Genomic DNA, 24042 nt, shown 5'->3' on the forward strand with positions numbered 1-24042 from the left:
ATGCCTTAGAGGCATTTCATTGCGCAAGGTTCCCCTGCTCCGCTCCCAGGTGAGTTCAGGCTCCTTTCGTCTGCGTTGCACCGTCCCGCAGCTCTCTTCTTCCAAGGTTCACCTTACTGGTCCTGTTCTTTGCGTTTCAACATTCTGGAATTTGATCATGATTATACGTTCTGGACAGAAACGTGTCAAGAAGCTTTAGCTTAATGTTCCGCCCAAAATTCCAGCGACATTTGAGGATCAGCCTTCATATCCAGCGGCGTAAAGCTCTCCCGCTTCCATTTCAAATGCGCCGCGGCCGCAATCATCGCTCCGTTATCGGTGCAATATTGAAATGGCGGGATCGTCAGCGGAATTCCTTCCTGCCCGCACCGATCGGACAATGCTTGACGAAGTCCGCGATTGGCGGCTACGCCCCCGCACAGCAGCAGCTGTTTGGCATCGTATGCTTTGACCGCGCGAACCGCCTTCTCCACAAGCACCTCCACGACGGATTCCTGAAAGCCCCGGGCTATCGCTTCCGTCCGAACGTCCTCTCCACGCATTTTGCTCTGATTGACGACATTTAATACAGCCGATTTCAAACCGCTGAAGCTAAAGTCATAAGAATCCGGCTCCAGCCATACGCGGGGAAGATCCACGACTTCCTCGGCTTCCAAGGCCATACGGTCGACATGAGGGCCTCCGGGATACGGGAAGCCAAGGGCCCTTGCCACCTTGTCGTACGCTTCGCCAACCGCATCATCCCGCGTCCTGCCGATTAACTCAAAGCTGCCCTCGTCTTTCATGTAGACCAGCTCGGTATGGCCGCCGGAAACAACCAGCGCCATGGAAGGATAGGCGATATCGCCCACAAAGCGGTTTGCGTAAATATGACCCGCAATATGATGCGTGCCGATCAGCGGCTTGCCCAGCGCAAAAGCCAGGCTTTTGGCAGCCATGACGCCCACGAGAAGCGCTCCGACCAAACCGGGACCCTGCGTGACGGCGATCGCCGACAAATCCTTCATTTCGATCCCGGCCTCGGCTACGGCCTGCTCAATAATTAACGTAATGCTCTCCACATGCTTGCGAGAGGCCACCTCGGGCACCACCCCGCCAAATGCTTTATGCGTTTCAATCTGGCTGGCAATGACGCTGGACAATACCTCGCAGCCATCCTTTACGACGGCAACCGAGGTTTCATCGCAGCTCGTTTCTATCGCCAATATGCAGCTATGCTGCCGGTCTATTTTTTCATCCTTCATGATAGCCTTTGACTTCCTTCCTCGCCATCGTCCTCCCGATAAGGGGGCAGATCTGCCCACATGATGAGTGCGTCTTCCTGGTTATCGGAATAATACCCCTTCCGGACACCGGCTGGTTTAAACCCTTTTTTGATATATAAACGCTGGGCAACGTGATTGGACACCCGAACCTCGAGCGTCATTTTCTCCATCCCCATATAGGCAGCGGTCTTCATCAGTTCCGTCAGCAGCCGATCGCCCCACTTGCGTCCGCGATACTGCTCCAGCAGGGCAATATTCGTGACATGCGCTTCATCCACGATCGTCCACATGCCGGCATACCCTACGGTTCGGCCTTCGTATTCCATAATCATATAACGCGCAAAATGATTCAGTTTCAGCTCATTGTGAAAAGCTTCCTCGGTCCAGGGCACGGTAAACGCTTCGCGCTCCACCTTGAGAACCTCCGGTATATCCTCCAGGGTCATCAGCCGGAAGGACAAACCATCTTCACCGTCCGCCGGCTTCTTCTGCTCGTCCATAACGAATCCTACGCTCCCTTCACCGCTTGCGCAGCAGGTTCGCTTCCGCTTCGGAAAGCTGTGTATAATTGGGCACCAAGGTATGCACATCATCCGCTTCCCCGGCGAGTAATCTGGCTGCTCCCAGATACCCCATCCAGCGGCCCTCCAGCGAGTACGGATGAATCCGGAGCCCGTCTCCAAACGACGGCTCCAGACCTCGGGCGGCCTCCGCATGAAGGTCCACTTCCCCGATAAACCATATGCAGACCGGGCGCTCCTCTTCAGGCAGCTTGCTGATTCGTTCCTTTATGGCTTCCACCCAGGTCTGCATCAGACGGATGCCGTCCGTCTCCATACGTACCGGCGCTTCCGCTTGGCGTTCGGAATCCGCAGCGAATAATGCCGTATACACCTGTCCCCGTCTGGCATCCAGCAGCGGAACGACCCAGTGGACTCCCTGTTCAGCCGCCGTCTCGCTCCATCCGGATTTCAAGCCCCCCCATGCCAAAGCATGCAGGCTGGATACCCCGACGACCGGAAGCTGATTAGCCCATGCCAATGTTTTGGCTGCGGTCACCGCTATGCGGATGCCCGTATAGGAGCCTGGCCCCAATCCTACGGCAATGCCGTCTACCTGGTCCATGCCGATGCCGGCTTCCGCAAGCGCCTGATCCATCACGGGGTGCAGGTGCACCGAGTGGTTGCGGTCCGCATTCGTGTTAACCTCCGACAGCAGCTTGTCCTGCTCCATCACGGATACCGCCAGCGAAGCCGTTGACGTATCCAGCGCCAAAAACCGCTGCTGCGGCTTTTTGTCATTGTTGTTCATTCGTGCTACCCCATTTTTCATTCAAATCCCGGCACCAATCGCCATAAGGCCCGCCCTGGCTTGAAAGCGTGATGATCCGGTTCGTTTCGCCCGTCGTTTCTAGCTGGATATGAAGATACTGCTCAGGCATAAGCTCGGTGATCAGGCTGCTCCATTCCACGAGACAAACCCCTTCACCATAAAAGTATTCGTCCAGCCCAAGCTCATCCGCCTCATCGACCGACAAACGGTATACATCCATATGGTAGAGCGGCAGACGCCCCTCATATTCTTTAATAATGGTAAACGTCGGACTATTCACAACCCCGTTCACCCCAAGATGCCGTGCAAATTGTTGGGAGAATGCCGTTTTTCCTGCTCCAAGATCCCCGTCCAGACCGATGACGGTCCCCGGCTCCGCCCTCGCGGCCAGCCAAGCAGCAAGCTGCTCCGTCTCCTCCAGACTGCTTGAAGTCATTCGAAACCGGCCCTCCGTACGGCCATTATTCACTGATAACCCACCCTTTATTTAGTTTGCCCATATCTCAAAATACTTGATCTTCATTATATCGGTCCTCCCAATCCGCTGCAAGAACATGCGTTTTTCTGGATTGGCAGAGATGAAAAAAGAAAGGGTTACTCGAATTTCAAACACTGACACGATGTAGTCAAAGTTTAAGCACTATAGTGAAACCAACACCCGGAGGAACCATGATATAAAACCATAGGAGGATGACAATGAACGGAACAAACCAACCGAATGCAATCTCTTCTTCAGAAACGACCATAACTCCCTTTCGCATTCAAATTCCGGAGGCGGACCTGATGGATCTTAAGGATCGTTTGGGCCGTACCCGCTGGCCTGATGATCTGGAGGATAACCACTGGGATTATGGGATGCCGCTTCCTTACTTGAAGAAGCTGTCCGCCTATTGGAAGGATTCGTACGATTGGCGTAAATATGAAACCATGTTAAATCAATTCCCACAATTTACGACCACGATCGATGGACAAAACATTCACTTCCTGCATGTTCGCTCACCTGAACCCGATGCGCTGCCTCTAATCGTTACCCATGGCTGGCCGGGATCGGTCGTGGAGTTTATGCATATGATTGAACCGCTCGCCAACCCAAGCAAGTACGGCGGAAATCCGTCCGATGCTTTCCATCTCGTTATTCCCTCCCTCCCGGGTTTCGGCTACTCCGGGCACACAAAGGAACGGGGATGGAATATCGAGCGCGTGGCAAAAGCATGGGATGAACTTATGCGTCGACTGGGGTATGAACGTTATGGAGCTCAAGGAGGGGATACAGGGTGTATGGTTTCGGCTGAGCTTGGCCGGATTGCCGCAGGGCGTATCGTTGGCGTTCATTGCAATGGTTTGTCGGTGTTTCCGAGTGGCGATCCGGCTGAAACCGAGAACCTTACCGCTGCAGAGCAGCTGCGCTATGATGAATTAGCCGGAGGCGGCTTTGACGGGTCAGGCTATGCCATCTTGCAAGCGACCAGACCCCAGACACTATCCTACAGCTTAACGGATTCCCCGGTTGGCCAGCTAGCATGGATTGTAGAGAAGTTTAAGGAGTGGACCGATCCAACCGCTGGTCTTCCTGAAGAGGCGGTAGACCTTGATCTTCTTCTTACGAATGTCTCGATCTACTGGCTGACGGCAACAGCAGGCTCATCTGCAAGAATCTACAAAGAAAGCTCCGGCAATTGGGGAGCGCCGGCACCGTATTCCTCGGTACCTACCGGCGTCGCGGTTTTCCCTAAGGACCTCTCGATCCGCAGTATGGTCAAGCGCCAATACAACATCGTGCACTGGTCGGAGTTCGACCGGGGCGGCCATTTCGCCGCATTGGAAGCTCCTGATCTGCTGATGGATGATATCCAATTATTTTTCAGAGGGCTGCGTTAACGGCAAAATATAAGCAAAGCAAACACACCTTATCCGGTTTCCGACAGTACGAAACCCCGAACAAGGTGTGTTTTCATGCCATTTCAAGCTTCTGCAAGGAAGCTAAGCCCCTTTAAATCAGGCTATTCGCCTTCCTTCAGCCGGTCCACATTCACCGTCAGCGTATTGGTCGGACGGGAACCAACCTGAACGGTAGCCATCCCGTTCTGCGGATCGATCTGCTCGATCCAGACCGGCTCCCCTTCCAGATTCACCTTATAGGTATCCTTGGAGTTAAAAATCTCCACGGCGCGCTGCATATCCATACGTTATGATCCTCCTTCTTCCAGTTCTCTTGGCGATTCGTCCACGACCTCCATCGTATCGGTGGTGGATGGGCCGATCAGTCCGTTATCCATCGTGACATTGCCTCCGCCAAGGCCTTCGTTAATCATCCGGTCAATATCGAACATGGTAGATTCCCGAGAGATCTCGCTCTCCTCCGAGGTCAGGCTGTTCCAATCCACCATGTCGCCGTTCACCGGTTCGGATGCGGAGTGGTCCGAGGCTCTGTCCTTCTGTATCTCTTCCGACGTTTCGGTTTCTCTAGACTCCATCATGAAAAGATTACCTCCTTTTACAGGCAGCGTTCATCGTCAATATGCCACAAACAGGTTCTAATTATGCAATCCTGAGCTATAACTCATACTAGAGTCTTTTTTTGGGCACACTACTAGAGGTAGTTCAAAAAGCACGCTTTTGATAAGAGAACCAATCGAGGCAAATTCAAGGCTGACCGACCGCGATTCAGAAGTAGGTTTTCTTGCGATATAGAATTTCATCAACTCCGTTGATAACTTATAAATCCTATATCTAACACGAAGCGAATCTTGAATTCAGCCGGGCCTAAGCAGATGCTTTCGAAGTATGTTTCCTGCGGAAACATTTCAGGTGCTCACGTACCCAAAACGTACGCTCCGCTCCTGACGTCCCTAGCTTCATCCAACTGAAGCGTTTTGAAAAAACGCACATCGGAAGCATAAGCCTCGGTGCTGAAAACCGACCTTTTTGAACACGCACTACTAGAGGTAGTTCAAAAATTTATCGTCGTCGTTTATAACGTTTACTACACGGTCATACCCAAAACATATTAGAACTTGATAGGAGGTTTCATAGAATGCATACGGTTTGGAAGGGCGCGATCAGCTTTGGTCTGGTGCACGTGCCGGTGAAGATGTTCTCGGCTACGGAAGACAAGGATATTTCGATGCGGTACATTCACAAAGAGTGCGGCAGCCCGCTCTCCTATATCCGCAAATGTCCGGTATGTGAAGAGGAGGTTGCCTGGGAGGAGATTACGAAGGGCTATGAGTACGAGAAGGGGAAATTCGTGTTGTTCGAAAAAGAGGAGCTGGAGCAGCTCGCCGAAGCGAACAGCAAAAACATCACCATTCTGGACTTTGTCGATCTGACCGAGATCGATCCGATCTACTTCCAGAAGACCTACTATCTCTCGCCGGATCAAGCAGGTGCCAATGCATATCGGCTGCTGCTGGAAGCGATGAAGCAGTCCGGCAAAATCGGCATCGCCAAAATTGCCATTCGCTCCAAGAGCAGTTTGGCTGCGATTCGCGTGCTGGATGAATGCCTGTCGATCGAGACGATTTTCTACCCGGATGAAATCCGGCCGATTTCGCAGGTCCCGAATTTGCCGGAGCGAACCGAGGTCAACGTCAAGGAGCTGGATATGGCCAAACTGCTGATTGACCAGTTGTCGACTCCCTTTGACCCTGAAAAATATACGGATGATTATCGCGAGCGCCTGCTGGATCTGATCAACAGCAAAGTGTCCGGCGAAGAGATCAAGATTGCCCCTGCCCGTCAGGAGACCAACGTCGTGGATCTGATGGCGGCCCTTCAGGCCAGCATCGAGGCAGTAAAGCCGATCGGAACGGACCCGGGCACCAAGCCGAAGCCGCGTAAACCGACCCGGAAGACCGCTGCCAAAGAGCCTGCAGCCAAGGTCAGCGGCGGGGAAGCTGACGCGGATGCACCGAAGCCGAAACGCCGGACGACCAAATCCAAGAAATCCGATTCCCCATCCTAAAGCCGCATGGGACAGATGCAAAATTTGCTGCCGAAAGAGCCGATGGCTCCGATCTCGACGGATCAGATTGCGACCGGCGAAGATTGGGGTTATCAGCTGAAATGGGATGGCGTACGCATTCTGGCCGGGCTTGACCAGAACCGCGTATCCCTGTATTCCCGCAAGCTGCTCGACAAAACATCCCTGTACCCCGAAATCGTTCAGGCTTTATCCCTCCTGGAGGATCGGCGTCTTCTCCTGGATGGCGAGGTCGTGTATTTTCATCCGGAGCTTGGCCGCCCCGTCTTTCAGAAGGTTCTTCAGCGGGAGCGTTCGCGTACGGTCAGTACGAGCGCTCCTCTGTTTACTTATGTGCTGTTCGATATCTTGGTGGATGGCGACGAAGACTTGCGCAAGCTGCCTTATCTGGAACGTCATCATCGTCTCAAGGAGACGGTTTCCGACATTCCGGGCCTGCTGACCGCCGATCTGTTTCTTGAAGGCGAACCGTTATGGGACTGGGCGGAACAGCGCGGTTGGGAGGGCATTGTCATGAAGCGCCTCTCCTCGCCTTACCGTGAGGGCAAAAAGCATCGGGATTGGTACAAAAAGAAAATTGCCGTGAACATGGCAGCCTCCGCCGTCGCCATGATCATCAGGGAAGGTCGCGTAGCCAGCCTCGTCATCGCAGGCGACGATGGGAACTACATCGGCCGTGCTTCCCTGGGGCTCAATGAGCAAACGAAGAAGAGGCTGCTGCAATATGCCGAAAGCCATCGTGCTGACGCGATATGGAGAACGCTCCATACCGACCTGAAGAAAGAACAGCTGGCCTGGCTTAGCCAGCCTCTATCAGTCCAGGTCACATTTCTCGAGTGGAGCCAGGATGGCATGATGCGCCATCCCAAACTCGTATCGATTGAGGGGGTGTAAACCATATGGCTCGTACCGTTAAAGGCACCCTGACGATCGAGGGGCAAGAGATTCAAATTACGAATCCCGACAAACCGCTGTGGCCGGAGGTCGGCATTACCAAGGCAATGTATTTGCAAAAGCTTGCGGCCATCTCACCTTTCTTGCTCCGGTACTGCCGGGGCAGGCTGCTCACGACCATCCGGTATCCGCACGGAGCCCAAGGCGAATCCTTCTACCAGAAAAATGCACCTGAGCCGCTGCCGCCCTTTGTTCAGACTTATGTGCACGAAAATATAAACTACGTGCTGCTCAACGGGCTGCCGGAGCTGCTCTGGCTGGGGAATCTGGCTGCGCTTGAGTTTCACCCTTCCCTGCATCTGGCAGGCAGCCATCTGCCCTGCGAATGGATGATCGATTTGGATCCCACGCTCCCGGAGGAGCCCCGGATTATGGAGGCGACGGCCATTGTAGGGGACGTGCTGAGCTCCCTGGGCCTGTCCTCCGTCCCGAAAACCTCGGGAGCGACCGGGGTGCAGATCATCGTTCCGATTCCGGAAGGCGTAACCTTCGATGAACTTCGAACGGTTGGCCAATTCGTGGGCCAGTACGTGACGGAGAAGTTCCCGAAGCTGTTCACCATCGAGCGGCTGAAGAAGAACCGCGGCGATAAAATCTACTTCGATTATCTTCAGCACTACAGCGGAAGGACGCTCGCCGCTCCTTATACCCCGCGGGCCCGGCGGCTCGGGACCGTCTCCACGCCGCTCACTTGGGACGAAGTCCGCCAGGACGTTTCTCCCACGGAGTTTCACCTGCTGAACATCGAAGAACGGCTGAGGGAAAAGGGCGACCTGCTGCAGACCCTGCCGCCCCAACCGATCGAGAATGTCATCCGGCATCTGTTGCCAAAGGGTAAGGCAGCGTCAAAAAGGAAAGGATAGCTGCTCAACATCGGGAGTAAGCTCCTCTCCGGAAACCGGGGCCGCCGGTTGAGGAAGCTTCCTTGGACGTACAGGAGCAGCCCATTCCCTCGCAGGGTGATCGTTGGCCCCTTCATCCGATGTATCGTTCTCCGAGGCTGCAATCGGTCCGGACCGGTTGACGGCAGCAGGTGCCCCCATGGTCAATCCGCTCATCCCATATTCGTTCAACAGCCTGGACGCCATCGACTTGAAGGAACGAACGTAATGCTCTTCCGCATAAGCGCCTTGCCCATATAACTCGCGGTAGGATTGAACCACCTCGGGGAAGTGGTGTTTCAGCGTTTCGAGGTACCATTTCTTCACGTCGCGCGACAGTCTTAGCAAGGAGATCATCGCAAAGGAAACGCCTCTTTCCTTTGCCTGGGACAAGAGCTCCTTCAGTTCCGGCTCCTCGTCCGTCAAAAAGGGCAGAACAGGCGCCACAAACAAGCCTGTTCTAATGCCAGCAGCCGATAACCTGTGGATTGCATCAAGCCTGGCCTCCGGATGAGGCGATGCCGGCTCCAGCTTCCGGGTGACGTCCCCGCTCATCGTGTTGAGACTTATGTTGACGGACACGTTCTCCATCCGGGTCAAGATATCCAAATCCCTCAATACGAGCGGAGAACGCGTCGTGATGCTGGTAGAAATGCGGTATTTAGCGAGCAGCTTCAGACATTCCCGCGTAAGGGTCTCCTTGCCCTCGATCGGCTGGTACGGGTCGGTTGCCGTTCCGATCGTCACCTGTCCGATCGATCTCCGCATCGCTTCAATATCATAGTTAAACTTCCTCGCCGCGCTCGACAGCTGCTTCTCCAGCGCTTCCGCCGCATTCGACTTCATAAAAATATGGTGCTGAAACTCGTCTTCCGCTCCCATCCCGATAAACGATTGAAATGCGCGGGCATAGCAAAAGCTGCAGCCATGTCCGCAGCCTCGATACGGATTGATGGACCAATCGAAGGGCATCCGTTCTTCCTTCACTCGGTTTAATGTTTGCTTGGTGGTTATGCGTTCATATTGCGTGCGAGCCATTCCGCTTCCTCCTCCTCCTCCCTGAACCTGCCATGATCTAGATCATTATCATTCATTTTAACAAACATATGTTCTTATTATAAGTGGGTTTTACTGGATTTACAAATCATGATTCCATGAATGCTTCATGATGACTGGATTGAAATCGGTCCAAGTACTCTTTATAATAAATAGATATCAAGTGATATATATTTAACGTTCTACATATAAATAACCTAAGGAGCTGTAGACATCATGGCACCAAAAACGAAGTTTACCAAACAAGATATCGTGGTAGCCGCATTCGACATTGCCAAAACGGATGGCATCGAGTCCATTACGATCCGAAAAGTAGCCGAACGTCTCGGCAGCTCCATCGCGCCGATCTATGTCAATTTCAACGACGTCCAGGAACTGCTTCAGCAGGTGGTCGAAAGAGCCTTGCAAGTGGCCAGAGGCATGATCATGGAGGAGCAATCCGGACAGCCCTTCCGGGATATCGGCATGGCAAGTCTCCGCTTTGCCAAGGAATATCCCGTGCTTTATCGGGATCTCATGATGAAGGACAATCCCCATATGAAGAATACGCCGGAACAACTGGGCGAGGTTATCGGGCTGATGAGGCAGGATCCGGAGCTCGCGGAATTTTCGGATCAGGAGCTGCAATCTATTTTATTGAACATGCAGGTGTTTCAGACAGGTCTCTGCGTCATGGTGGCAAACGATCTGTTCACGAAGAACGTGGATGACGAACAGATGATGAATATGATGGACGAAGCCGCTGAAGCGTTCATACGTGCCGCGCATGCTCGGAAACTTGAGAGGAACTGAGACTAACTAAAGGAACGAAAAATTACGGTTTGCGGGAGGTAGGACGGGAATGGGAACAACCCTGAAGCAAGCGGTTCTGGATGCATGTGTGACTCAAACCGCCAATAAAAGAAATGTGTTTAGCACGGTGATGTGCGTCGAGGACCAGGAGCGGTCATTGTCCATAGTCAGCAGCGGAGGTGATATGCGGCCTGACGACCGCTATTTCATTGCCAGCGTGACCAAGTTGTACGTGACTGCCGTACTCTTGAAATTACGCGCGGAGCGGCGGCTCGAGCTCCATGATCCCATTGGCAAGCACCTGCCCGAAGAGATTATGACCGGGCTCCACAGGTTTAAGAACCGGGATTACGGCGAAGAAATCACCATCCAGCATTTGATGTCCAATACGTCCGGCATCCCGGACTATTTCTCGGGGACCGTTTTCTCGAATCTGATCGCCGGGAAGGATCAAGCCTGGAGCCTGGACCAAGTCCTGGCCGCGGCCAAAAGGAAAACGCCAAAATTCAAACCGGGGCAGAAGAAAAAAGCCCAATATTCCGACACCAACTATCGTCTGCTTGGCCAAATCATCGAGCATGTCAAGGGCGAATCCATTCAGGCCGTATTCCAGGAATACATCTTCGACAAGCTCAAGCTGACGCAAACCTATTTTTATCATGACCCGGAGGATGCGTCCCCCGTTCCGTTCCATTACAAGCAGAAGCGACTGGACCTTCCCTTGTATATGGCATCAGTCGGTGCGGAGGGCGGGATCGTCTCCACGGCAAGAGAAACGATGACGTTTTTGCGATCCTTTTTTAACGGGGATCTGTTTCCGCTGGGTGATTTGAGGGAGCTCCAGAGGCAGTGGAACTTCCTGTTTGCTCCCGGCCCCTTCTTCTATGGCATCGGCATTTCAAGACAGCCGCTATCTCCTTTCAGTCTGGGACGCGGACTCATCGGCCACTGGGGCCAATCCGGGGCATTCGCCTTCCATCACCCGGAATCGGGCCTCTATTTCACCGGAACCGTGAACCAGGCCGTCGGTCAATCCGCCGCCGTCCAGGCCATGTCGCGAATCATTCGTCATTATGTGCGCGAGAAGAAGGCGCTGCGCCTGCAAGCCGATACTCTTTAAACAAAAAAACGGCTCCACCCGCGCTAACTCTCGCACCGGGTGGAGCCTGAAATGATTGTATTAATGGATTGCCTTTTTCTTAAAGCGGCCGCCCTTCACATCATGGATGTTGCCGACGGCGACGAAGGCCTGGGAGTCCCAGTCTTCCACAATGGATTTGAGCTTTGCTTCTTCCAGGCGAGTGATAACCACAAAGATAACCTTCTTGCTGTCTCCGGAATAAGCGCCCTCGCCTTCGAGATAGGTTACGCCGCGTCCCAACCGCTGGGTCAGCGCATCACCGATCTCCTTATGCTTATCACTGATAATCCAAACCGATTTGGATTGATCAATGCCTTCAATCGTAATATCGATCAATTTAAACGCAAGGTAATACGCAATCAGCGAGTACATGGCATGGTCCCAGCCGAAAATGAAACCTGCGCTGCCTAGAATGAATACGTTGATGAACATCACGATTTCGCCGACGGAGAACGGCGTTCTCTTGTTGATCAGAATGGCCACGATTTCCGTGCCGTCCAAGGAACCGCCGGACCGGATAACAAGGCCGACCCCGATTCCGAGAAGCACGCCGCCGAACACGGCCGCAAGCAGCGGATCGATCGTGATCGGATCGACGGGATGCAGGAAATAAGTGCCGATGGACATGACCAATACGGCGAACAGCGTGGATAATGCAAAGGTTTTTCCGATCTGTTTATATCCCATAAACAAAAACGGAAGGTTGAACAAAGTCAGGAATACACCCAGCGGAATATCGGTGATATGGGAAACCATAATCGAGATTCCGGTAATCCCCCCGTCGATAATCTTGTTCGGCACCAGAAAGATTTCCAGCCCTACTGCCATCAAAATCGCGCCGAAAGTTAAGAACACCAGACGGCGGAGAAGCTTCAAGGTCGCTGAGCCTGCCTTGGGATTCTCCGGCTTCTGCTGCTCCGCTTTCACTTGCGCCAGAATCTTCACATCACTTGACATAAATCTCCCCCGTTCAACTTTATGAAACCAAGCTAATATATATTTATAAGTGGATCCTATATAAATATTCTATCATATAAATAAAAGCGGGACATAGATTTTTCGCAGTTTATCCTGCTTTTTACTCGGATTTCCGTCATTCTCACATCTCATGTAAAATATTACTTTTACAGCAATGGCGACAGCATCCTGCACATAATTTCGGCCGCTTTCTGCCATCTTCCGCGCTGACGGAATACCTCCGCATCAATAAGCCTGCTATGTTGCAGATCCTCCTTAAAATCCGAAACCAACCGCTCAATAGGCAGCCGATCGAACAGCACGGCCGTCAGCTCGAAGTTACAGAAGAAACTCCGCATATCCATATTCGCCGTACCGACCGAACCGAGAAGCTCGTCCACAATGAGCACCTTGGCATGGATGAACCCTTTTTCATACTCGTAGAACTTGACTCCCGCTGCCAGCAGCTCTTCCACGTAGGACAAGCTTGCCATCTTGACGAGGCGGGAATCGGCGTGATCCGGAATAATGATCCGTACGTCCACGCCGCTCACCGCAGCCGTCTTCAGGGCTTCATAAATTCCTTCATCGGGAATGAAATACGGCGAGGTGATCCATATCCGTTCTTTGGCCACGGAAATCGCCCCGAAGCACATTTCCTGAATGGCATTCCAGTTCAGATCCGGTCCGCTGCTCAATATCTGCACTTGCTCCTCCCCGGTGCATTGATGCTCCGGAAACAGCCCGAAATCCGCAATGCGCTCTCCGGACGCGAGCTTCCAATCGTGCAGAAACACATTTTGCAGAAAATAGACCGCATCCCCCTTTACTTCCAGATGCGTGTCGCGCCAGTAGCCCATATTCGGATATTCGCCGAGATAATCGTCCCCGACGTTAATGCCGCCCAGAAAACCGATCGTGCCGTCCACGACGACGATTTTGCGGTGGTTCCGGTAATTGATTCTGCGGCTGAACATCGAGACCATTGCGGGCAGGAAGAAATAGAACTCCACTCCCGATTCTTTGAAGCGTTGAATGAACGTTTTCTTGAGTTTATAACTGCCCAGCCCGTCACAAACCAGGCGCACCTTGACGCCTTCCTGCGCTTTTCGGATCATGACGTCCTGAAACTTCGTGCCGATCCGGTCATGACGAAAAATGTAAAACTCCACGTGAATGTGATCCTTGGCCTCCTCCATTGCGTTCAGCATGGCCTCGTACGTCTCTTCCCCATCGGTCAACACCCGGCTTTGATTACAGCCCGTGATGGGACTCTCCGACAAGTGATTGAGCAGATTGAACAAACGGTCATTATGATGAAAGCCGGGATTGTTCATATCTCCTTTTCTTCGGACGACCGCCGCCCGATCCCACAAATGTGCCCTGATTTCCTGAAACAAACGGGAACCCCGCTTGCGAATCTTCAATCGCTTCTGATAATCCTGCGCCACAAAGAAATAGAGTACAAACCCGATAAAGGGGAGGCAAAATAAAATAAACAGCCATGCCACGGCCTTGGACGGATTTCGAAACTCAAGCAGCAGCACCGCAACCATCTGCAAAATAAAAGTAATAAGTGCAACCAGAAGCCACACCATATCGGCAGCCTCCTCACGATAAATAATATATTGAGCAGCCCTTTGTCAAAACGTTTGAAATGAAAGACAAGCAATTAACTACACTACATCATTGACCAATTCCATATGTATTTATTCAATTACCCAATGCGGCGCCATACTGAATAAGTTCTCTTATCTAATAATTTTTGACATGTTCTTCGAAAGAATAGAATACATACTAGATAAGGAGTTGGCCAAGTCTAGCGGGTACCCTTGTGAACCATAAATAATGCATGGAAGGGAGATGCCATGAAAACCGCACACCGTAAACAACGCTTAACCTTGCTGGTGCTTCGGGATGCCCAGCATTCAGTCAAACAGGTCCATCTATCCAAACCTTTGATGATAGCGGTGCCCGCGGCCGCTATTTTGTCCATCGCCGGACTGATCGTTTCCCTCCAAATCCAGTCGGCTCAGACCATCTCGGGGCTGGAGCAGCAGCTGACGCTGAAAAGCCTGGAAGCCTTAAAGATGGAAGTGACGGTCACCGATAAGGATGAAGCCATCGAACGCCTAAATAAAGCGATCATTCAGCTATCGGGTGAAGCAGAGCAAACGAAGGTCCAGATGGAGCGCGTTCAGCAGCTGGAGCAGGAGCTTCAGCAGTTTATTGAGAAGCACGGCAGCCTGTCCGGCCAGACCTCCTCCATCGCTGACGAGGATAAGCAGCATGTCGGCGGTGAATTCATTGCCGTTCATGAGAATGAAATGTTAAACCTCGCCAGGGAGACCCAGGATGATTTCGAGAACATGCAGCAGTTGATTTCACGCATGGAGCAGCATATTCCGCGTACGCTGGATCAGGCCCAGGAAACCCAGGAAAGGCGTGAGGGCACGCCTTCATTATGGCCAACCACCTCCAAGCGGCTCACCTCGAATTTTGGTTATCGAAGCGATCCTTTTACCGGCCGCTCGGCCTATCATGCCGGCATCGATATTGCCGGGAAAACCGGCGATCCTATCTATGCCGCAGGCGCCGGCGAGGTAACGGCAGCGGAACGCAGCGGGGCGCGGGGGCTGTATATCGTCATCAGGCATCCGAATGGTCTGGAGACGTGGTACATGCATCTGGACAGCCTGGACGTGTCGGCAGGCGATCATGTCGAGCAGGGCGAAACGATTGGCAAGCTGGGCTCCTCCGGGCGAAGCACGGGCCCTCACCTTCATTTCCAGGTCGTCAAAAACAATCAGACGATTGACCCTTTGCCTTATCTGCAATAAGCACACCATCCATTTCGAATAGGAGGCATGACATATGAAGAAGAAAAACAAGAAAAAACGGGCGTCAGAGCGGACCGATACGCTGATCGGCCCAGGAAGCGAAGTGGAGGGCGTCCTGCAATGCGAGGATGACCTGAGGATCGACGGCCGCTTTAACGGCTCCATCGAAAGCCAAGGCTGCGTCACCATAGGCGAAGCCGCGATTGCCCGCTCCAATATTTCCGCTCGGGAAGTCATCGTGGCCGGCAAGGTCTATGGAGATGTGACGGCGGAAAATAAACTGACGATTACGACAACGGGGCAAATGTACGGGGATGTTCACGCCGCTTCCCTTATCGTTATGGAGGGCGGGCTTCTTCACGGGGCAAGCCGGATGGATCAGCAGACCTCTACTCAGGAAGACTCGAAACCCACTGACGCCGCACTGCCCCTTCAGCGTCCGGAAGCAGGTTAACCCCGCGTATGGACGACCACCCGAATTCGAACACGATATCCGCTTCGGCCGGATCCTGCAGCCGACACAATCAAAGAGCCCCTTCTCATCCATGTGATCCACACGGCGGAAGGAGCTCTTTTCTCATCGCTATGAATTATGCTGCTACGTCTCTCTTGGTGAAGGCCAGCCACGAGACCAGCATGAACAGTAAGCAATAGACGGCCAAAATCGCTACGGAAAAGCCAAGCCCCACGCCTCCCGGCCCGACGGGCGAGCTGATGTACCCGCTCAGATCGGTGTGAAGAAAGAGCAAATACTTCGCCCATACAAACCGCTCCGGGTTAAAGATAAAACCGAAGATATCCTTCGTGAACAGGACCAGCAGCGATAATCCAATCGCAAGCCCGCCTGAACGGAATACCGTGGAGAGCATAAACGCAATCAGCGAAATGACAAACACCTGGATCGTATCCGTCAGCAGGAGCAAGAGGGAATTGCTCATGGGCGATCCATCAAATCCGTCCGAGAATCCGGCATTGCCGGAGAACAGCAGCATCGAGACAGCGATGCCCACCACCATGGTGATTCCCGCACAGAGCAGCCCGAACAGACACAAGGCGGCAAATTTGGATAACAGAATCTTCCCCCGGCTCCACGGCCGGATCAGCAGCAATTTGATGGTGCCCCCGCTAAATTCCCCGGCCACGATATCCGCAGCGATGACAACCGTGAAGATCGCGCTCAGGTATATGGTGAAACTCTCCGTCCAAGTGAACACGGTCCAGACATCCATCGGCGCATCCGTCAAGTACAGCATGACAGGCATGGCCGCATTAAATAAGACAAGTATGCCCAGCATGACCCATGTCCGCACGCGGTAGTAAATTTTCATATTCTCATTGGCAACAAGACGGGTAAAGTTATTCAACAAGAGATCCCCCTCCCGTCATTTCCAAAAATTGATCCTCCAGCGACCGGGTAACCGGCTGTATGGCATATACGCGTATGCCCGCTTCGACCAATGCCGCATTGATGTCCGCAATCATATCCCGGTCACCGCGAACAAGGACGCGATGCTCCCGGGCTATCGCCTGGTAGTCCTGTAGGAGCGCTGCGGCGGCATCCGCGTCGCTGACGGTAAATGCCGTCTCTTCAAACATCCGCTCTCCCCCGTCCGTGCGAAGCTGCCGGATATCGACCAGCTTGCCGTGACGGATGATACCGACGGTATCGCACATCAGCTCCATTTCCGACAGCAGATGGCTGGATACGAAGACGGTGGTCCCTTCCTCCTGCGTCAAACGCCGCAAATAATCACGCAGCTCCCGAATGCCCTGCGGGTCCAAGCCGTTCGTAGGCTCGTCCAGGATCAGAAGTTTGGGCCGGTGCAGCAGCGCCTGTGCCACCCCGAGCCGTTGGCGCATCCCCAGCGAATAAGTCTGCACCTTCTCATGGATTCGGTTCCCGAGCCCGACGAGTTCCACCACTTCGTCGATACGCTCCTTCGTAATCCCCTGCATCATGCGTGCAAAATGCTTCAAATTATTGTAACCGGATAGAAACTTGTACATTTCCGGATTCTCGACAATCGCCCCGATCTGGGCAGCAGCCTGCTCATAATTTTTCCGAATGCTGTATCCCCCGATGGTTATATCCCCTTGGGTAATGGACATCAGCCCGACCATCATGCGGATGGTTGTCGTCTTGCCTGCCCCGTTCGGCCCAAGGAATCCGAAGATTTGCCCAGGTGCGATATCAAAGGTCACATCATCTACCAGAACCTTCGACGATATTTTCTTCGTAACCCCGAGCAGTCTTACCAGCGGTTCCTGCTTCATGTGAATTCTCCTTTGCCCTAACGAAACAAGTTCAATATTCCCCATTATACACAATACCAAGCATGAGTCTAATAGACTCCGCTCAAAGCCGTCTGAATCAGCCAATCATTCAAAGGTCCTGCGCCATGTAAAATAGCTCATTGGATGCAGCCGTTTTGCACTTTCCACATATGCCCATAGGCATATCGTATCGATAAAAACCGGTTTTAAACACGCTGACTCCCTCGATCATCGACACGATCCGACGACAACATATACAGTACATTTTCAGTTCATTTTCCATGAATGTTCCACTCCCAATGAGAAATGGCTTGATATAATGGTTGTTGATACAGAATGTATCCTAATAAATTTGCACTCTTTTGTCAAACGAAAACATAAAAATTTCTTGGCTATTTAAGGACAATTAGGTGAATTGGCATCACTCCAACCGATGCTTGATCATATTTTGTATGAGGATAACATTCCGACAGATGGGAGGGTACGAAAATGCCTGTACTGAACAGTCAAGCCAATGTGAAAAATTTCGGTGCAAAAGGTGATGGCGTTTCAGATGATACGTTAGCCTTCCAACAAGCGATCCAAGCGTGTGCCTCCGGTGCATATTCCGTCATCTATATGCCTAAAGGCCGATATCGCATAACGCAAACCTTGGTATTACCGAAACAGGAAAGGCCCAACACCAACGCCACGCAAGGAATTGGACTTACCATCTACGGGGACGGAATGTATGACAGCGGTATTATTTATACGGGAACAGACTTTGCCCTATACAGTGATAAAGACATGGCCGAGACTATCTTATTTAGGGATTTTTATATTAACCACGCTGCGGGTGGAGGCATCTATCTGCCGCAGGGCGCACACCAAATGTTTGAGCGTTTCTTCTCAAGCGCATGCGGTGAAGGAAAATTCGGAGTTTATATTCAGGGGATGCGAAGCGGGACGAATCCCACCTCGGGCTATGGAGGCTATATGATCTCGTTTCGCGATTGCCGTTTCTGGCAGGAGACGGGTTACTTGGGTACGGGCTTAAAGTTAGAGGATATTGTGTTGTGCACAACGATTGATAGCTGTTTCTTCTCCAGGTCTGTGCGAAATTACCCCCATCTGGAAATTGTGAATTCGGACAGCATTCATATAACCTCAACGGCCTTTGAGAGAAGCGAACAAACCGTCCCCCCTGCTTCTCCTGCAGAGGGACGCACCGAGGAAGATGTCATGAGGGATGCGATTGCGGCGAATCAAGTGATGACCGCCCCACTCATCAAGCTGGATAATGCCCGTGCCGTTTCGATCGAAGAATGCCACGCGGAAGCGACCTATGAGAGCTTTGTGGGAATTTACGGACATACGTCAGGCGTGTGGATTGACGGATGCCGTCTGGATCACTACGCGATCACGGATTACAATCCCAATAAAGGATACATCGTCACCGTAGATCCGGGTTCTACGGCATCGCAGGATATCATCCTCGGACCGCGTAACTACCGGATTCAAGCCAATCATCCCAATACGACACACGGCACGCTTATCAAGGACCCTGTCGGCTGCGTAGTTGTCGAGAATATCGCGGACCGGACATCATTTCGGGATGCGTTCTATTTAACGGAACGACGTACCGTACCTTATATCGGCTCCTCTGGCCATAACCTGCTTCGAAACCCGTCTCTCAGCGCCATGTTTACGAATGATGTCCCGTATTCCGTCGAACCTGACCCGGATTTTGCCTTTAAACAAGCGGCTCCATCCGGCTGTATCGTCACCCAAAGTTCGACCGGCTCAAAGACCAAGCTCCGTATGAGAACCGTAGAACGTCTGCATAAGCATGAATATTACACCTTCGTGCTGTCTGGCACGAACCTGTCGGGGAAATCAACGCCGCTATTTATTGATATCGGCGGGGACACCAACGATCTGACTCTTATTCTTCCTTCCGGCTCCGAACGATTTACCATTACGAAAACGTTCAAGAAATACTACACGGACATCGTCGACCTCGTGGTATACGAGCCGCTTAATCTCCAAGTCCATTCGATATTCGTGCTGCCGAATCTGGTAAATAACATTCCTTACGGGGAGGAAACGATCGCAAGTTCGGCTGTCTTTACCGAATTGGTTCGCTCCAGCAGCATGATCCTCAGTCCGTTGCCTGCGATACCGGCTGCTTCTGCTGCCCACCGCGGCCGAATCATCATGGTTGAGGACAGTAACGGGGTAGATTCGCTGTATATTTGCAAACAGCGTTCAAAAGGCGTCCATTCCTGGATCAAGTTAGGATAATCGATGCGATGGTCATGATGCAATACAACACAGAGAGGGTGAAGACTTAACGTCTTCCCCTCTTTTCGTGCCCGCTATTTCATTGTCAGAGCCATAAAGCATCCATGTACTCATCGTCTCATTCGTTTCGATCCATATGCTCTTTAAGCAGTTGATGGATACGCTGGCGTTCCTTCTCGCTCACTTGATAATACCAGACACCGTCGATCTTCTGCCCGCCTCCCTGAATTTCGATCTGTTTGATGGTTTTCATGTCCTGGCGATAGTCGGTTACAAACGTCTTCATTTCATCAAATCGGACGTCTGTCTTGACGCTTGACCCGACCTCCTTAAGCAAAGCTTCAAGCTTGAAGACCGTTGACACGTCAAGCGCGCTGTTCAACACTTCTTTCACGATTTGACGCTGCCTGGAGTTCCTGCCTAAATCGCCGCGGGGATCCTCGTAACGCATCCGAGAAAAAGCCAATGCTTCCCGGCCGTTCAAATGCAGCTGTCCCTTGGCAAAATGATGGCCCTCATAATCAAATGCCAACGCGTTATCAATATCGACTCCGCCAAGCGCGTCTATGATGTTCGCAAAGCCCTCCATGTTGACTTTAACGTAATAATTCACCGGAAATCGGAGCCATTCCTCAACGGTCCGAACGGACATTTGGATGCCTCCAAACGCGTAGGCATGATTGATTTTATCCTCCGTGCCGTGGTCCGCGATGACTGTACGAGTATCTCGTGGAATGTTAAACATCAGGATCGACTGTTTCGACGGATTGACGGACAGCATAATCATCGCGTCCGACCTTCCCCGGTCATTCGGGCGTTCGTCTACTCCCAGCACAAGCACCGTAAAGGGCTCACGCCGATCAATATCCGCCGTCTGGATTTCCTGCAGGATGGGATCGGCTGTTATAAAAGCGGGAGGCGATGAGGGTTCCCGCTGCTCATAAATTTGTTCAGCCGTCGCTTTGACGGACTGGTACACATACACACCGTAACCGCCTGCCAGCACGGTCAGACTCAAGAGCGCTCCCGCCGTAATCTTCAGCCATTTTTTCATGCCTCGTCATCCTTTCCGGTCTAACACTTCCCTCGGCCTCGATTTCATAGACCTCCAATATGTATATGCACTGACCAGCGTTATTCCGGCCAATGCGGCAATCGAATCCAGGACAACATCCTGTGCCTTAAAGATGCGGTACCCCGATGTGCTTTGATGCAGCTCGTCGCTAACGGCATACAACGCGCACAAGCACCATGACACAGGTATGACTATGCTAGCCCTGATTCGCAGCAAATTCGTCAACAGCAGCAGCAACAGGCCACCAAGGACGAAGTATTCCCCGATGTGGGCTGCCTTTCGGATAAAAAATTCAACGAAACCGGGCACACCCTTGGCATCGATGCTGACGATCTCTCCGGCATAAGTAAACGAAACCCATGAAAACCAATGTTCAATCGCCGCCTCTGGCAAGTGTTCCTGCAGCCACGGCCTTAGATCCTGCTGCTGGTACGACTGGGAGGAGAAGAAAAAAATGATGCTCATCCAAACGAAAACAATGACGATTATAAACAGGAGCCTCCTGCTCCTGTAGCTGCTTCTGTTTCTGCCCACGGCATTCTCCCCCGTCATGAAATTACCTTTGTCCTTAGACGAACTGGGTCATCTCTTCCCATTGAAAGGTTAACCGGATCGTATCCTCCTCTGATACTTCGGTACCGGATTGAACCTCTATGAATTCAAGATCTTCAAGCGCGCGAATCCCATGCAAGGTGCCGGCGGGTATTTTGAGCACATCCCCAGCCTGAACGGACTTTACCTGGTCTTGAATGCAAACTTCACCTGTACCGCTGGTGATCGTCCAGTATTCTTCGCGATGCAGATGATAATGATAGCTGGAGTTCTTTCCTGCATCAATCCGAATCCGCTTGGTAAGAACCTCATGTCCGTTCTTATGCTTTTGCAGATCGAGTACACGGTACCATCCCCAGCGGCGTTCCTCATACATGGGCCGTTGTTCGATATGGGAAATAAATTCCTTCAACCGCGGGCTGGATGATTTCTCCGTAACCAGAATGCCGTCTGCGCCAGTGGCTACCACGACATTGGAGAGTCCCAGCACCGCTACCGGAATATCCAGTTCATTAATCAAATGGGTGTTGTAGCAATCGTCGCTGATGGTCCCTTTCCCGTTGATCGGCGATGGAATTTCCTCCGTAAGCGTGTTCCAAGTGCCCAGATCCTTCCAGCTCCCTTCATAAGGAACCACAACGACGCGCTGAGCCTTCTCGATCACCTCATAATCGAAGCTAATTTTCGAGAGCCTTGCATACTGTTTGGACATTTCCTCATATTGAATCGGCAGTCCCTTATCGATGAGAAGCTGGATCAGATAGTCCAGCTTAAAAGAGAACACGCCGCAGTTCCAATAAGCGGATTGAGCGATGTATTGCGAAGCCTGCTCTTCGCTTGGTTTTTCTTTGAAGCTTTTTACGTTGCGGTACCCAGCCGAGGCATCCTCCGTCTGTTCAGAGAGAATATAACCGTACTTCTCCGAAGGATAGGTTGGCTTCACCCCCATAAGCGCTATATCCGCTCCGGACTCTTCCAAAACGCGATCCAAAGAAGATAATGTATGAAAGAACGGCTCCTCCACAAAAGGATCTACCGGCAGTACGGTAACGGTTTCCTGTAAATTGACGTTGGCTATGGAATACAGATACACCGCGGCTAGCGCGATCGCTGGGAACGTATCTCTGCGCTGCGGCTCTACGATGATCGGCACCCTGCCGGGAAGCTGATTTCGAATAATTTCAATCTGCGATATGCCTGCGGCAATAAAGGATGAATCCGCCAGGTTGCTCCTCTGCAGTTGCTTCCAAACGCGCTGCACCATGGACTCGGATTCTCCTTCTTCTCCAGGGAGCACCTTAAGGAACTGTTTGGAGCGAAGCTCGTTGGAGAGAGGCCACAGACGCTTACCCGAACCGCCGGACAATAAAATAATCTTCATCTTACTACTTCCCTCCATCCTTTTATCACAGCATTCTATATGGACTGCAGGAGCGTCCGGTATTTGTCGATTGACTGAGCCTTAGCGAGATACCGTTCCAAGTACAATCTTCCGCCACGTCCGGTCAATTCCAACGTTTCCGGACCGCATGCGTACATGTTCGCTATGTGTTGGGAGATTTCGCGGTATTGTTGCGGTTCCACAACGACTCCGCATCCGCTTTCCTTAATTAGGACGGCGGCTTCGCTTCCTTGCTCGAGAACGCCGAGTATCGGCTTTCCCGCGGCCATGACGCCGTAGATTTTGCTCGGAACCGAGACGCCCTTGATCCCTTTCTGATTGACGACCAAATGGACATCCGCAGCGCATAAAGAGTATTTGATGTTTTCTTTAGGCTGAAACGGAAGGAAGCGAACATTTCCCAGTCCCTTCTCCTCCACATATCGCTGCATCTCGGGCTTCATGGCGCCATCTCCGATAAAAACGAACAGGATATCCGGATGATCCTTAAAATCCGAAGCGACCCGTATAATGTTCTCCAGATCGTAATAAAGACCGAGATTCCCCGAGTACATCACGATAAATTTCCCCTGCAGATCATGATCTTTCAAAAACTTCGACACGTTAGCATGGCTGCGGGGCAGCGGCGTGATATCCTGCTCGTCGGTCCAGTTATTAATTACGCTGTTGCTCGGTACCCTGCGTCCACGAAAGCGGCTGTTCAGCGTCTCTTGCATGTCCTGTCCAACCGTGATGATATGGTCGGCTATGCGGCAGCTCAAATTATCCATTCTCTTGGCCAGACGAAACAGCCATTTTCGATTCGTGTAACTGATAGCTTCGGCTTGCTCCGGATTAAAATCCATGATGTTGTAGACGAGTTTTCCGCGTTTCAGCACCTTGCCGATGGCGCCAATCAATCCGCCGATAATCGGTGGAGAAGATATCGTATAGATGACATCCACTTTCTTAATGCGAAGCAATGCGATAACAGCTAATAGAAAATAGGAGAGAATAAACAGGATGCGGCTGAATTTGCTTCGCTTATTCACTTGAGGAGTACGGAGACGGATAATCCGTATACGTTCCAGTTGATCGTATTCAAACATTCTTTTCTTCTGGACGTGATTTGCGTTTTCCGGCTGAACGGCGATAACCGTCACATCAAAATCATGCTGGAGCTCCAAACAAAGTTCAGTTAGCAGCTGCCCGGACGAAGCATAATCCGGATGAAAATAATTGGCCACAAACACGATTTCTTTTTTCATTTCATGTCC

General features: G+C 51.9%; 24 protein-coding genes. 9 read left to right on the plus strand and 15 right to left on the minus strand.

What is annotated here, in order from left to right; all coding sequences use genetic code 11:
* Positions 1-200: 200 nt before the first annotated feature.
* From tsaD to tsaE, 4 genes are read right to left on the minus strand one after another with little or no spacing between them, the layout of a single operon-like run.
* Entirely contained in the window at positions 201-1244 is a 1044-nt protein-coding gene (gene tsaD / locus M1D70_RS26040) for a tRNA (adenosine(37)-N6)-threonylcarbamoyltransferase complex transferase subunit TsaD (RefSeq protein ID WP_456288345.1), read from the minus strand.
* The gene (gene rimI, locus M1D70_RS26045) at positions 1241-1765 is read right to left on the minus strand and encodes a ribosomal protein S18-alanine N-acetyltransferase (protein WP_009590890.1); all 525 of its coding nucleotides are present in this window, start codon (positions 1763-1765) and stop codon (positions 1241-1243) included. Before rimI ends, tsaD begins: the two co-directional genes overlap by 4 nt.
* A 19-nt stretch (positions 1766-1784) precedes the next feature.
* Positions 1785-2576, minus strand: a complete 792-nt coding sequence (tsaB, locus tag M1D70_RS26050) for a tRNA (adenosine(37)-N6)-threonylcarbamoyltransferase complex dimerization subunit type 1 TsaB (protein WP_456288346.1) — start codon at positions 2574-2576, stop codon at positions 1785-1787.
* Positions 2563-3033, minus strand: a complete 471-nt coding sequence (gene tsaE / locus M1D70_RS26055; RefSeq protein ID WP_009590900.1) for a tRNA (adenosine(37)-N6)-threonylcarbamoyltransferase complex ATPase subunit type 1 TsaE — start codon at positions 3031-3033, stop codon at positions 2563-2565. Before tsaE ends, tsaB begins: the two co-directional genes overlap by 14 nt.
* Before the next feature lie 260 nt (positions 3034-3293).
* Between tsaE and M1D70_RS26060 the strand changes: the two genes are divergently transcribed.
* Positions 3294-4475, plus strand: a complete 1182-nt coding sequence (locus M1D70_RS26060; protein WP_456288347.1) for an epoxide hydrolase family protein — start codon at positions 3294-3296, stop codon at positions 4473-4475.
* Positions 4476-4597: 122 nt separating this feature from the next.
* Here the strand turns inward: M1D70_RS26060 and M1D70_RS26065 are convergent, their stop codons facing one another.
* The gene (locus tag M1D70_RS26065; RefSeq protein ID WP_009590903.1) at positions 4598-4780 is read right to left on the minus strand and encodes an H-type small acid-soluble spore protein; all 183 of its coding nucleotides are present in this window, start codon (positions 4778-4780) and stop codon (positions 4598-4600) included.
* Between the two features lie 3 nt (positions 4781-4783).
* A complete protein-coding gene (locus tag M1D70_RS26070; protein ID WP_456288348.1) occupies positions 4784-5074 on the minus strand; it encodes a hypothetical protein in 291 nt (96 codons plus the stop codon).
* A gap of 557 nt (positions 5075-5631) precedes the next feature.
* Here M1D70_RS26070 and ku point away from each other — a divergent pair.
* Genes ku through ligD form a run of 3 tightly spaced genes read left to right on the plus strand, consistent with a single transcriptional unit; the run spans position 5632 to position 8396 of the window.
* Positions 5632-6561 (plus strand): non-homologous end joining protein Ku, encoded by a 930-nt coding sequence (gene ku, locus M1D70_RS26075; RefSeq protein WP_456288349.1) that lies wholly within the window; start codon positions 5632-5634, stop codon positions 6559-6561.
* A 6-nt stretch (positions 6562-6567) separates the two neighbouring features.
* Positions 6568-7473 (plus strand): ATP-dependent DNA ligase, encoded by a 906-nt coding sequence (locus tag M1D70_RS26080; protein ID WP_456288350.1) that lies wholly within the window; start codon positions 6568-6570, stop codon positions 7471-7473.
* Between the two features lie 5 nt (positions 7474-7478).
* Positions 7479-8396, plus strand: coding sequence for a non-homologous end-joining DNA ligase (ligD, locus tag M1D70_RS26085; protein WP_009590907.1), 918 nt, complete (start codon positions 7479-7481; stop codon positions 8394-8396).
* Here the strand turns inward: ligD and M1D70_RS26090 are convergent.
* A complete protein-coding gene (locus tag M1D70_RS26090; RefSeq protein ID WP_456288352.1) occupies positions 8379-9452 on the minus strand; it encodes a radical SAM protein in 1074 nt (357 codons plus the stop codon). The genes ligD and M1D70_RS26090 overlap by 18 nt on opposite strands.
* Before the next feature lie 234 nt (positions 9453-9686).
* Between M1D70_RS26090 and M1D70_RS26095 the strand changes: the two genes are divergently transcribed.
* A complete protein-coding gene (locus M1D70_RS26095; protein WP_009590887.1) occupies positions 9687-10262 on the plus strand; it encodes a TetR/AcrR family transcriptional regulator in 576 nt (191 codons plus the stop codon).
* A gap of 49 nt (positions 10263-10311) precedes the next feature.
* Entirely contained in the window at positions 10312-11382 is a 1071-nt protein-coding gene (locus tag M1D70_RS26100) for a serine hydrolase domain-containing protein (protein WP_456288354.1), read from the plus strand.
* 60 nt (positions 11383-11442) lie between these two features.
* Here the strand turns inward: M1D70_RS26100 and M1D70_RS26105 are convergent, their stop codons facing one another.
* Positions 11443-12360 carry a YitT family protein gene (locus tag M1D70_RS26105; RefSeq protein WP_009590915.1) on the minus strand — a complete coding sequence of 306 codons (918 nt, stop codon included), beginning with the start codon at positions 12358-12360 and terminating at the stop codon, positions 11443-11445.
* Between the two features lie 167 nt (positions 12361-12527).
* Positions 12528-13958, minus strand: coding sequence for a cardiolipin synthase (gene cls, locus M1D70_RS26110; protein ID WP_009590913.1), 1431 nt, complete (start codon positions 13956-13958; stop codon positions 12528-12530).
* Positions 13959-14228: 270 nt separating this feature from the next.
* Here cls and M1D70_RS26115 point away from each other — a divergent pair, with 270 nt between their 5' ends.
* On the plus strand, positions 14229-15200 hold the full coding sequence (locus tag M1D70_RS26115) for a M23 family metallopeptidase (protein ID WP_009590895.1): 972 nt from the start codon (positions 14229-14231) through the stop codon (positions 15198-15200).
* 34 nt (positions 15201-15234) lie between these two features.
* Positions 15235-15654 (plus strand): bactofilin family protein, encoded by a 420-nt coding sequence (locus M1D70_RS26120; RefSeq protein WP_009590902.1) that lies wholly within the window; start codon positions 15235-15237, stop codon positions 15652-15654.
* A 136-nt stretch (positions 15655-15790) separates the two neighbouring features.
* On the opposite strand, the gene M1D70_RS26125 is transcribed toward M1D70_RS26120, so the two are convergent.
* Both M1D70_RS26125 and M1D70_RS26130 read right to left on the minus strand, forming a co-directional pair.
* On the minus strand, positions 15791-16564 hold the full coding sequence (locus tag M1D70_RS26125; RefSeq protein WP_235201877.1) for an ABC transporter permease: 774 nt from the start codon (positions 16562-16564) through the stop codon (positions 15791-15793).
* Positions 16557-17474 (minus strand): ABC transporter ATP-binding protein, encoded by a 918-nt coding sequence (locus M1D70_RS26130; protein WP_119846533.1) that lies wholly within the window; start codon positions 17472-17474, stop codon positions 16557-16559. The genes M1D70_RS26125 and M1D70_RS26130 overlap by 8 nt, the downstream gene beginning before the upstream one ends.
* Before the next feature lie 489 nt (positions 17475-17963).
* On the opposite strand from M1D70_RS26130, the gene M1D70_RS26135 reads away from it, so the two are divergent.
* Positions 17964-19757: a glycosyl hydrolase family 28-related protein gene (locus M1D70_RS26135; protein ID WP_009590893.1), complete on the plus strand. Its 1794-nt coding sequence runs from the start codon at positions 17964-17966 to the stop codon at positions 19755-19757.
* A 118-nt stretch (positions 19758-19875) separates the two neighbouring features.
* Here M1D70_RS26135 and M1D70_RS26140 read toward each other — a convergent pair whose 3' ends face one another.
* From M1D70_RS26140 to M1D70_RS26155, 4 genes are all read right to left on the minus strand, one after another.
* On the minus strand, positions 19876-20811 hold the full coding sequence (locus tag M1D70_RS26140) for an LCP family glycopolymer transferase (protein WP_009590897.1): 936 nt from the start codon (positions 20809-20811) through the stop codon (positions 19876-19878).
* Between the two features lie 6 nt (positions 20812-20817).
* Entirely contained in the window at positions 20818-21297 is a 480-nt protein-coding gene (locus M1D70_RS26145) for a VanZ family protein (RefSeq protein WP_456288357.1), read from the minus strand.
* A gap of 103 nt (positions 21298-21400) precedes the next feature.
* Positions 21401-22765: a sugar phosphate nucleotidyltransferase gene (locus tag M1D70_RS26150; RefSeq protein WP_009590896.1), complete on the minus strand. Its 1365-nt coding sequence runs from the start codon at positions 22763-22765 to the stop codon at positions 21401-21403.
* Between the two features lie 35 nt (positions 22766-22800).
* Positions 22801-24033 (minus strand): glycosyltransferase family 4 protein, encoded by a 1233-nt coding sequence (locus tag M1D70_RS26155; protein WP_009590889.1) that lies wholly within the window; start codon positions 24031-24033, stop codon positions 22801-22803.
* Between the last annotated feature and the right edge of the window lie 9 nt (positions 24034-24042).

Source organism: Paenibacillus sp. AK002, assembly GCF_053903045.1.

Coding starts and splice junctions, on each gene's coding strand:
- tsaD (WP_456288345.1), bottom strand. CDS start 1,244: ATGAAGGATGAAAAAATAGACCGGCAGCATAGCTGCATATTGGCGATA.
- rimI (WP_009590890.1), bottom strand. CDS start 1,765: ATGGACGAGCAGAAGAAGCCGGCGGACGGTGAAGATGGTTTGTCCTTC.
- tsaB (WP_456288346.1), bottom strand. CDS start 2,576: ATGAACAACAATGACAAAAAGCCGCAGCAGCGGTTTTTGGCGCTGGAT.
- tsaE (WP_009590900.1), bottom strand. CDS start 3,033: ATGACTTCAAGCAGTCTGGAGGAGACGGAGCAGCTTGCTGCTTGGCTG.
- M1D70_RS26060 (WP_456288347.1), top strand. CDS start 3,294: ATGAACGGAACAAACCAACCGAATGCAATCTCTTCTTCAGAAACGACC.
- M1D70_RS26065 (WP_009590903.1), bottom strand. CDS start 4,780: ATGGATATGCAGCGCGCCGTGGAGATTTTTAACTCCAAGGATACCTAT.
- M1D70_RS26070 (WP_456288348.1), bottom strand. CDS start 5,074: ATGATGGAGTCTAGAGAAACCGAAACGTCGGAAGAGATACAGAAGGAC.
- ku (WP_456288349.1), top strand. CDS start 5,632: ATGCATACGGTTTGGAAGGGCGCGATCAGCTTTGGTCTGGTGCACGTG.
- M1D70_RS26080 (WP_456288350.1), top strand. CDS start 6,568: ATGGGACAGATGCAAAATTTGCTGCCGAAAGAGCCGATGGCTCCGATC.
- ligD (WP_009590907.1), top strand. CDS start 7,479: ATGGCTCGTACCGTTAAAGGCACCCTGACGATCGAGGGGCAAGAGATT.
- M1D70_RS26090 (WP_456288352.1), bottom strand. CDS start 9,452: ATGGCTCGCACGCAATATGAACGCATAACCACCAAGCAAACATTAAAC.
- M1D70_RS26095 (WP_009590887.1), top strand. CDS start 9,687: ATGGCACCAAAAACGAAGTTTACCAAACAAGATATCGTGGTAGCCGCA.
- M1D70_RS26100 (WP_456288354.1), top strand. CDS start 10,312: ATGGGAACAACCCTGAAGCAAGCGGTTCTGGATGCATGTGTGACTCAA.
- M1D70_RS26105 (WP_009590915.1), bottom strand. CDS start 12,360: ATGTCAAGTGATGTGAAGATTCTGGCGCAAGTGAAAGCGGAGCAGCAG.
- cls (WP_009590913.1), bottom strand. CDS start 13,958: ATGGTGTGGCTTCTGGTTGCACTTATTACTTTTATTTTGCAGATGGTT.
- M1D70_RS26115 (WP_009590895.1), top strand. CDS start 14,229: ATGAAAACCGCACACCGTAAACAACGCTTAACCTTGCTGGTGCTTCGG.
- M1D70_RS26120 (WP_009590902.1), top strand. CDS start 15,235: ATGAAGAAGAAAAACAAGAAAAAACGGGCGTCAGAGCGGACCGATACG.
- M1D70_RS26130 (WP_119846533.1), bottom strand. CDS start 17,474: ATGAAGCAGGAACCGCTGGTAAGACTGCTCGGGGTTACGAAGAAAATA.
- M1D70_RS26135 (WP_009590893.1), top strand. CDS start 17,964: ATGCCTGTACTGAACAGTCAAGCCAATGTGAAAAATTTCGGTGCAAAA.
- M1D70_RS26140 (WP_009590897.1), bottom strand. CDS start 20,811: ATGAAAAAATGGCTGAAGATTACGGCGGGAGCGCTCTTGAGTCTGACC.
- M1D70_RS26145 (WP_456288357.1), bottom strand. CDS start 21,297: ATGAGCATCATTTTTTTCTTCTCCTCCCAGTCGTACCAGCAGCAGGAT.
- M1D70_RS26150 (WP_009590896.1), bottom strand. CDS start 22,765: ATGAAGATTATTTTATTGTCCGGCGGTTCGGGTAAGCGTCTGTGGCCT.
- M1D70_RS26155 (WP_009590889.1), bottom strand. CDS start 24,033: ATGAAAAAAGAAATCGTGTTTGTGGCCAATTATTTTCATCCGGATTAT.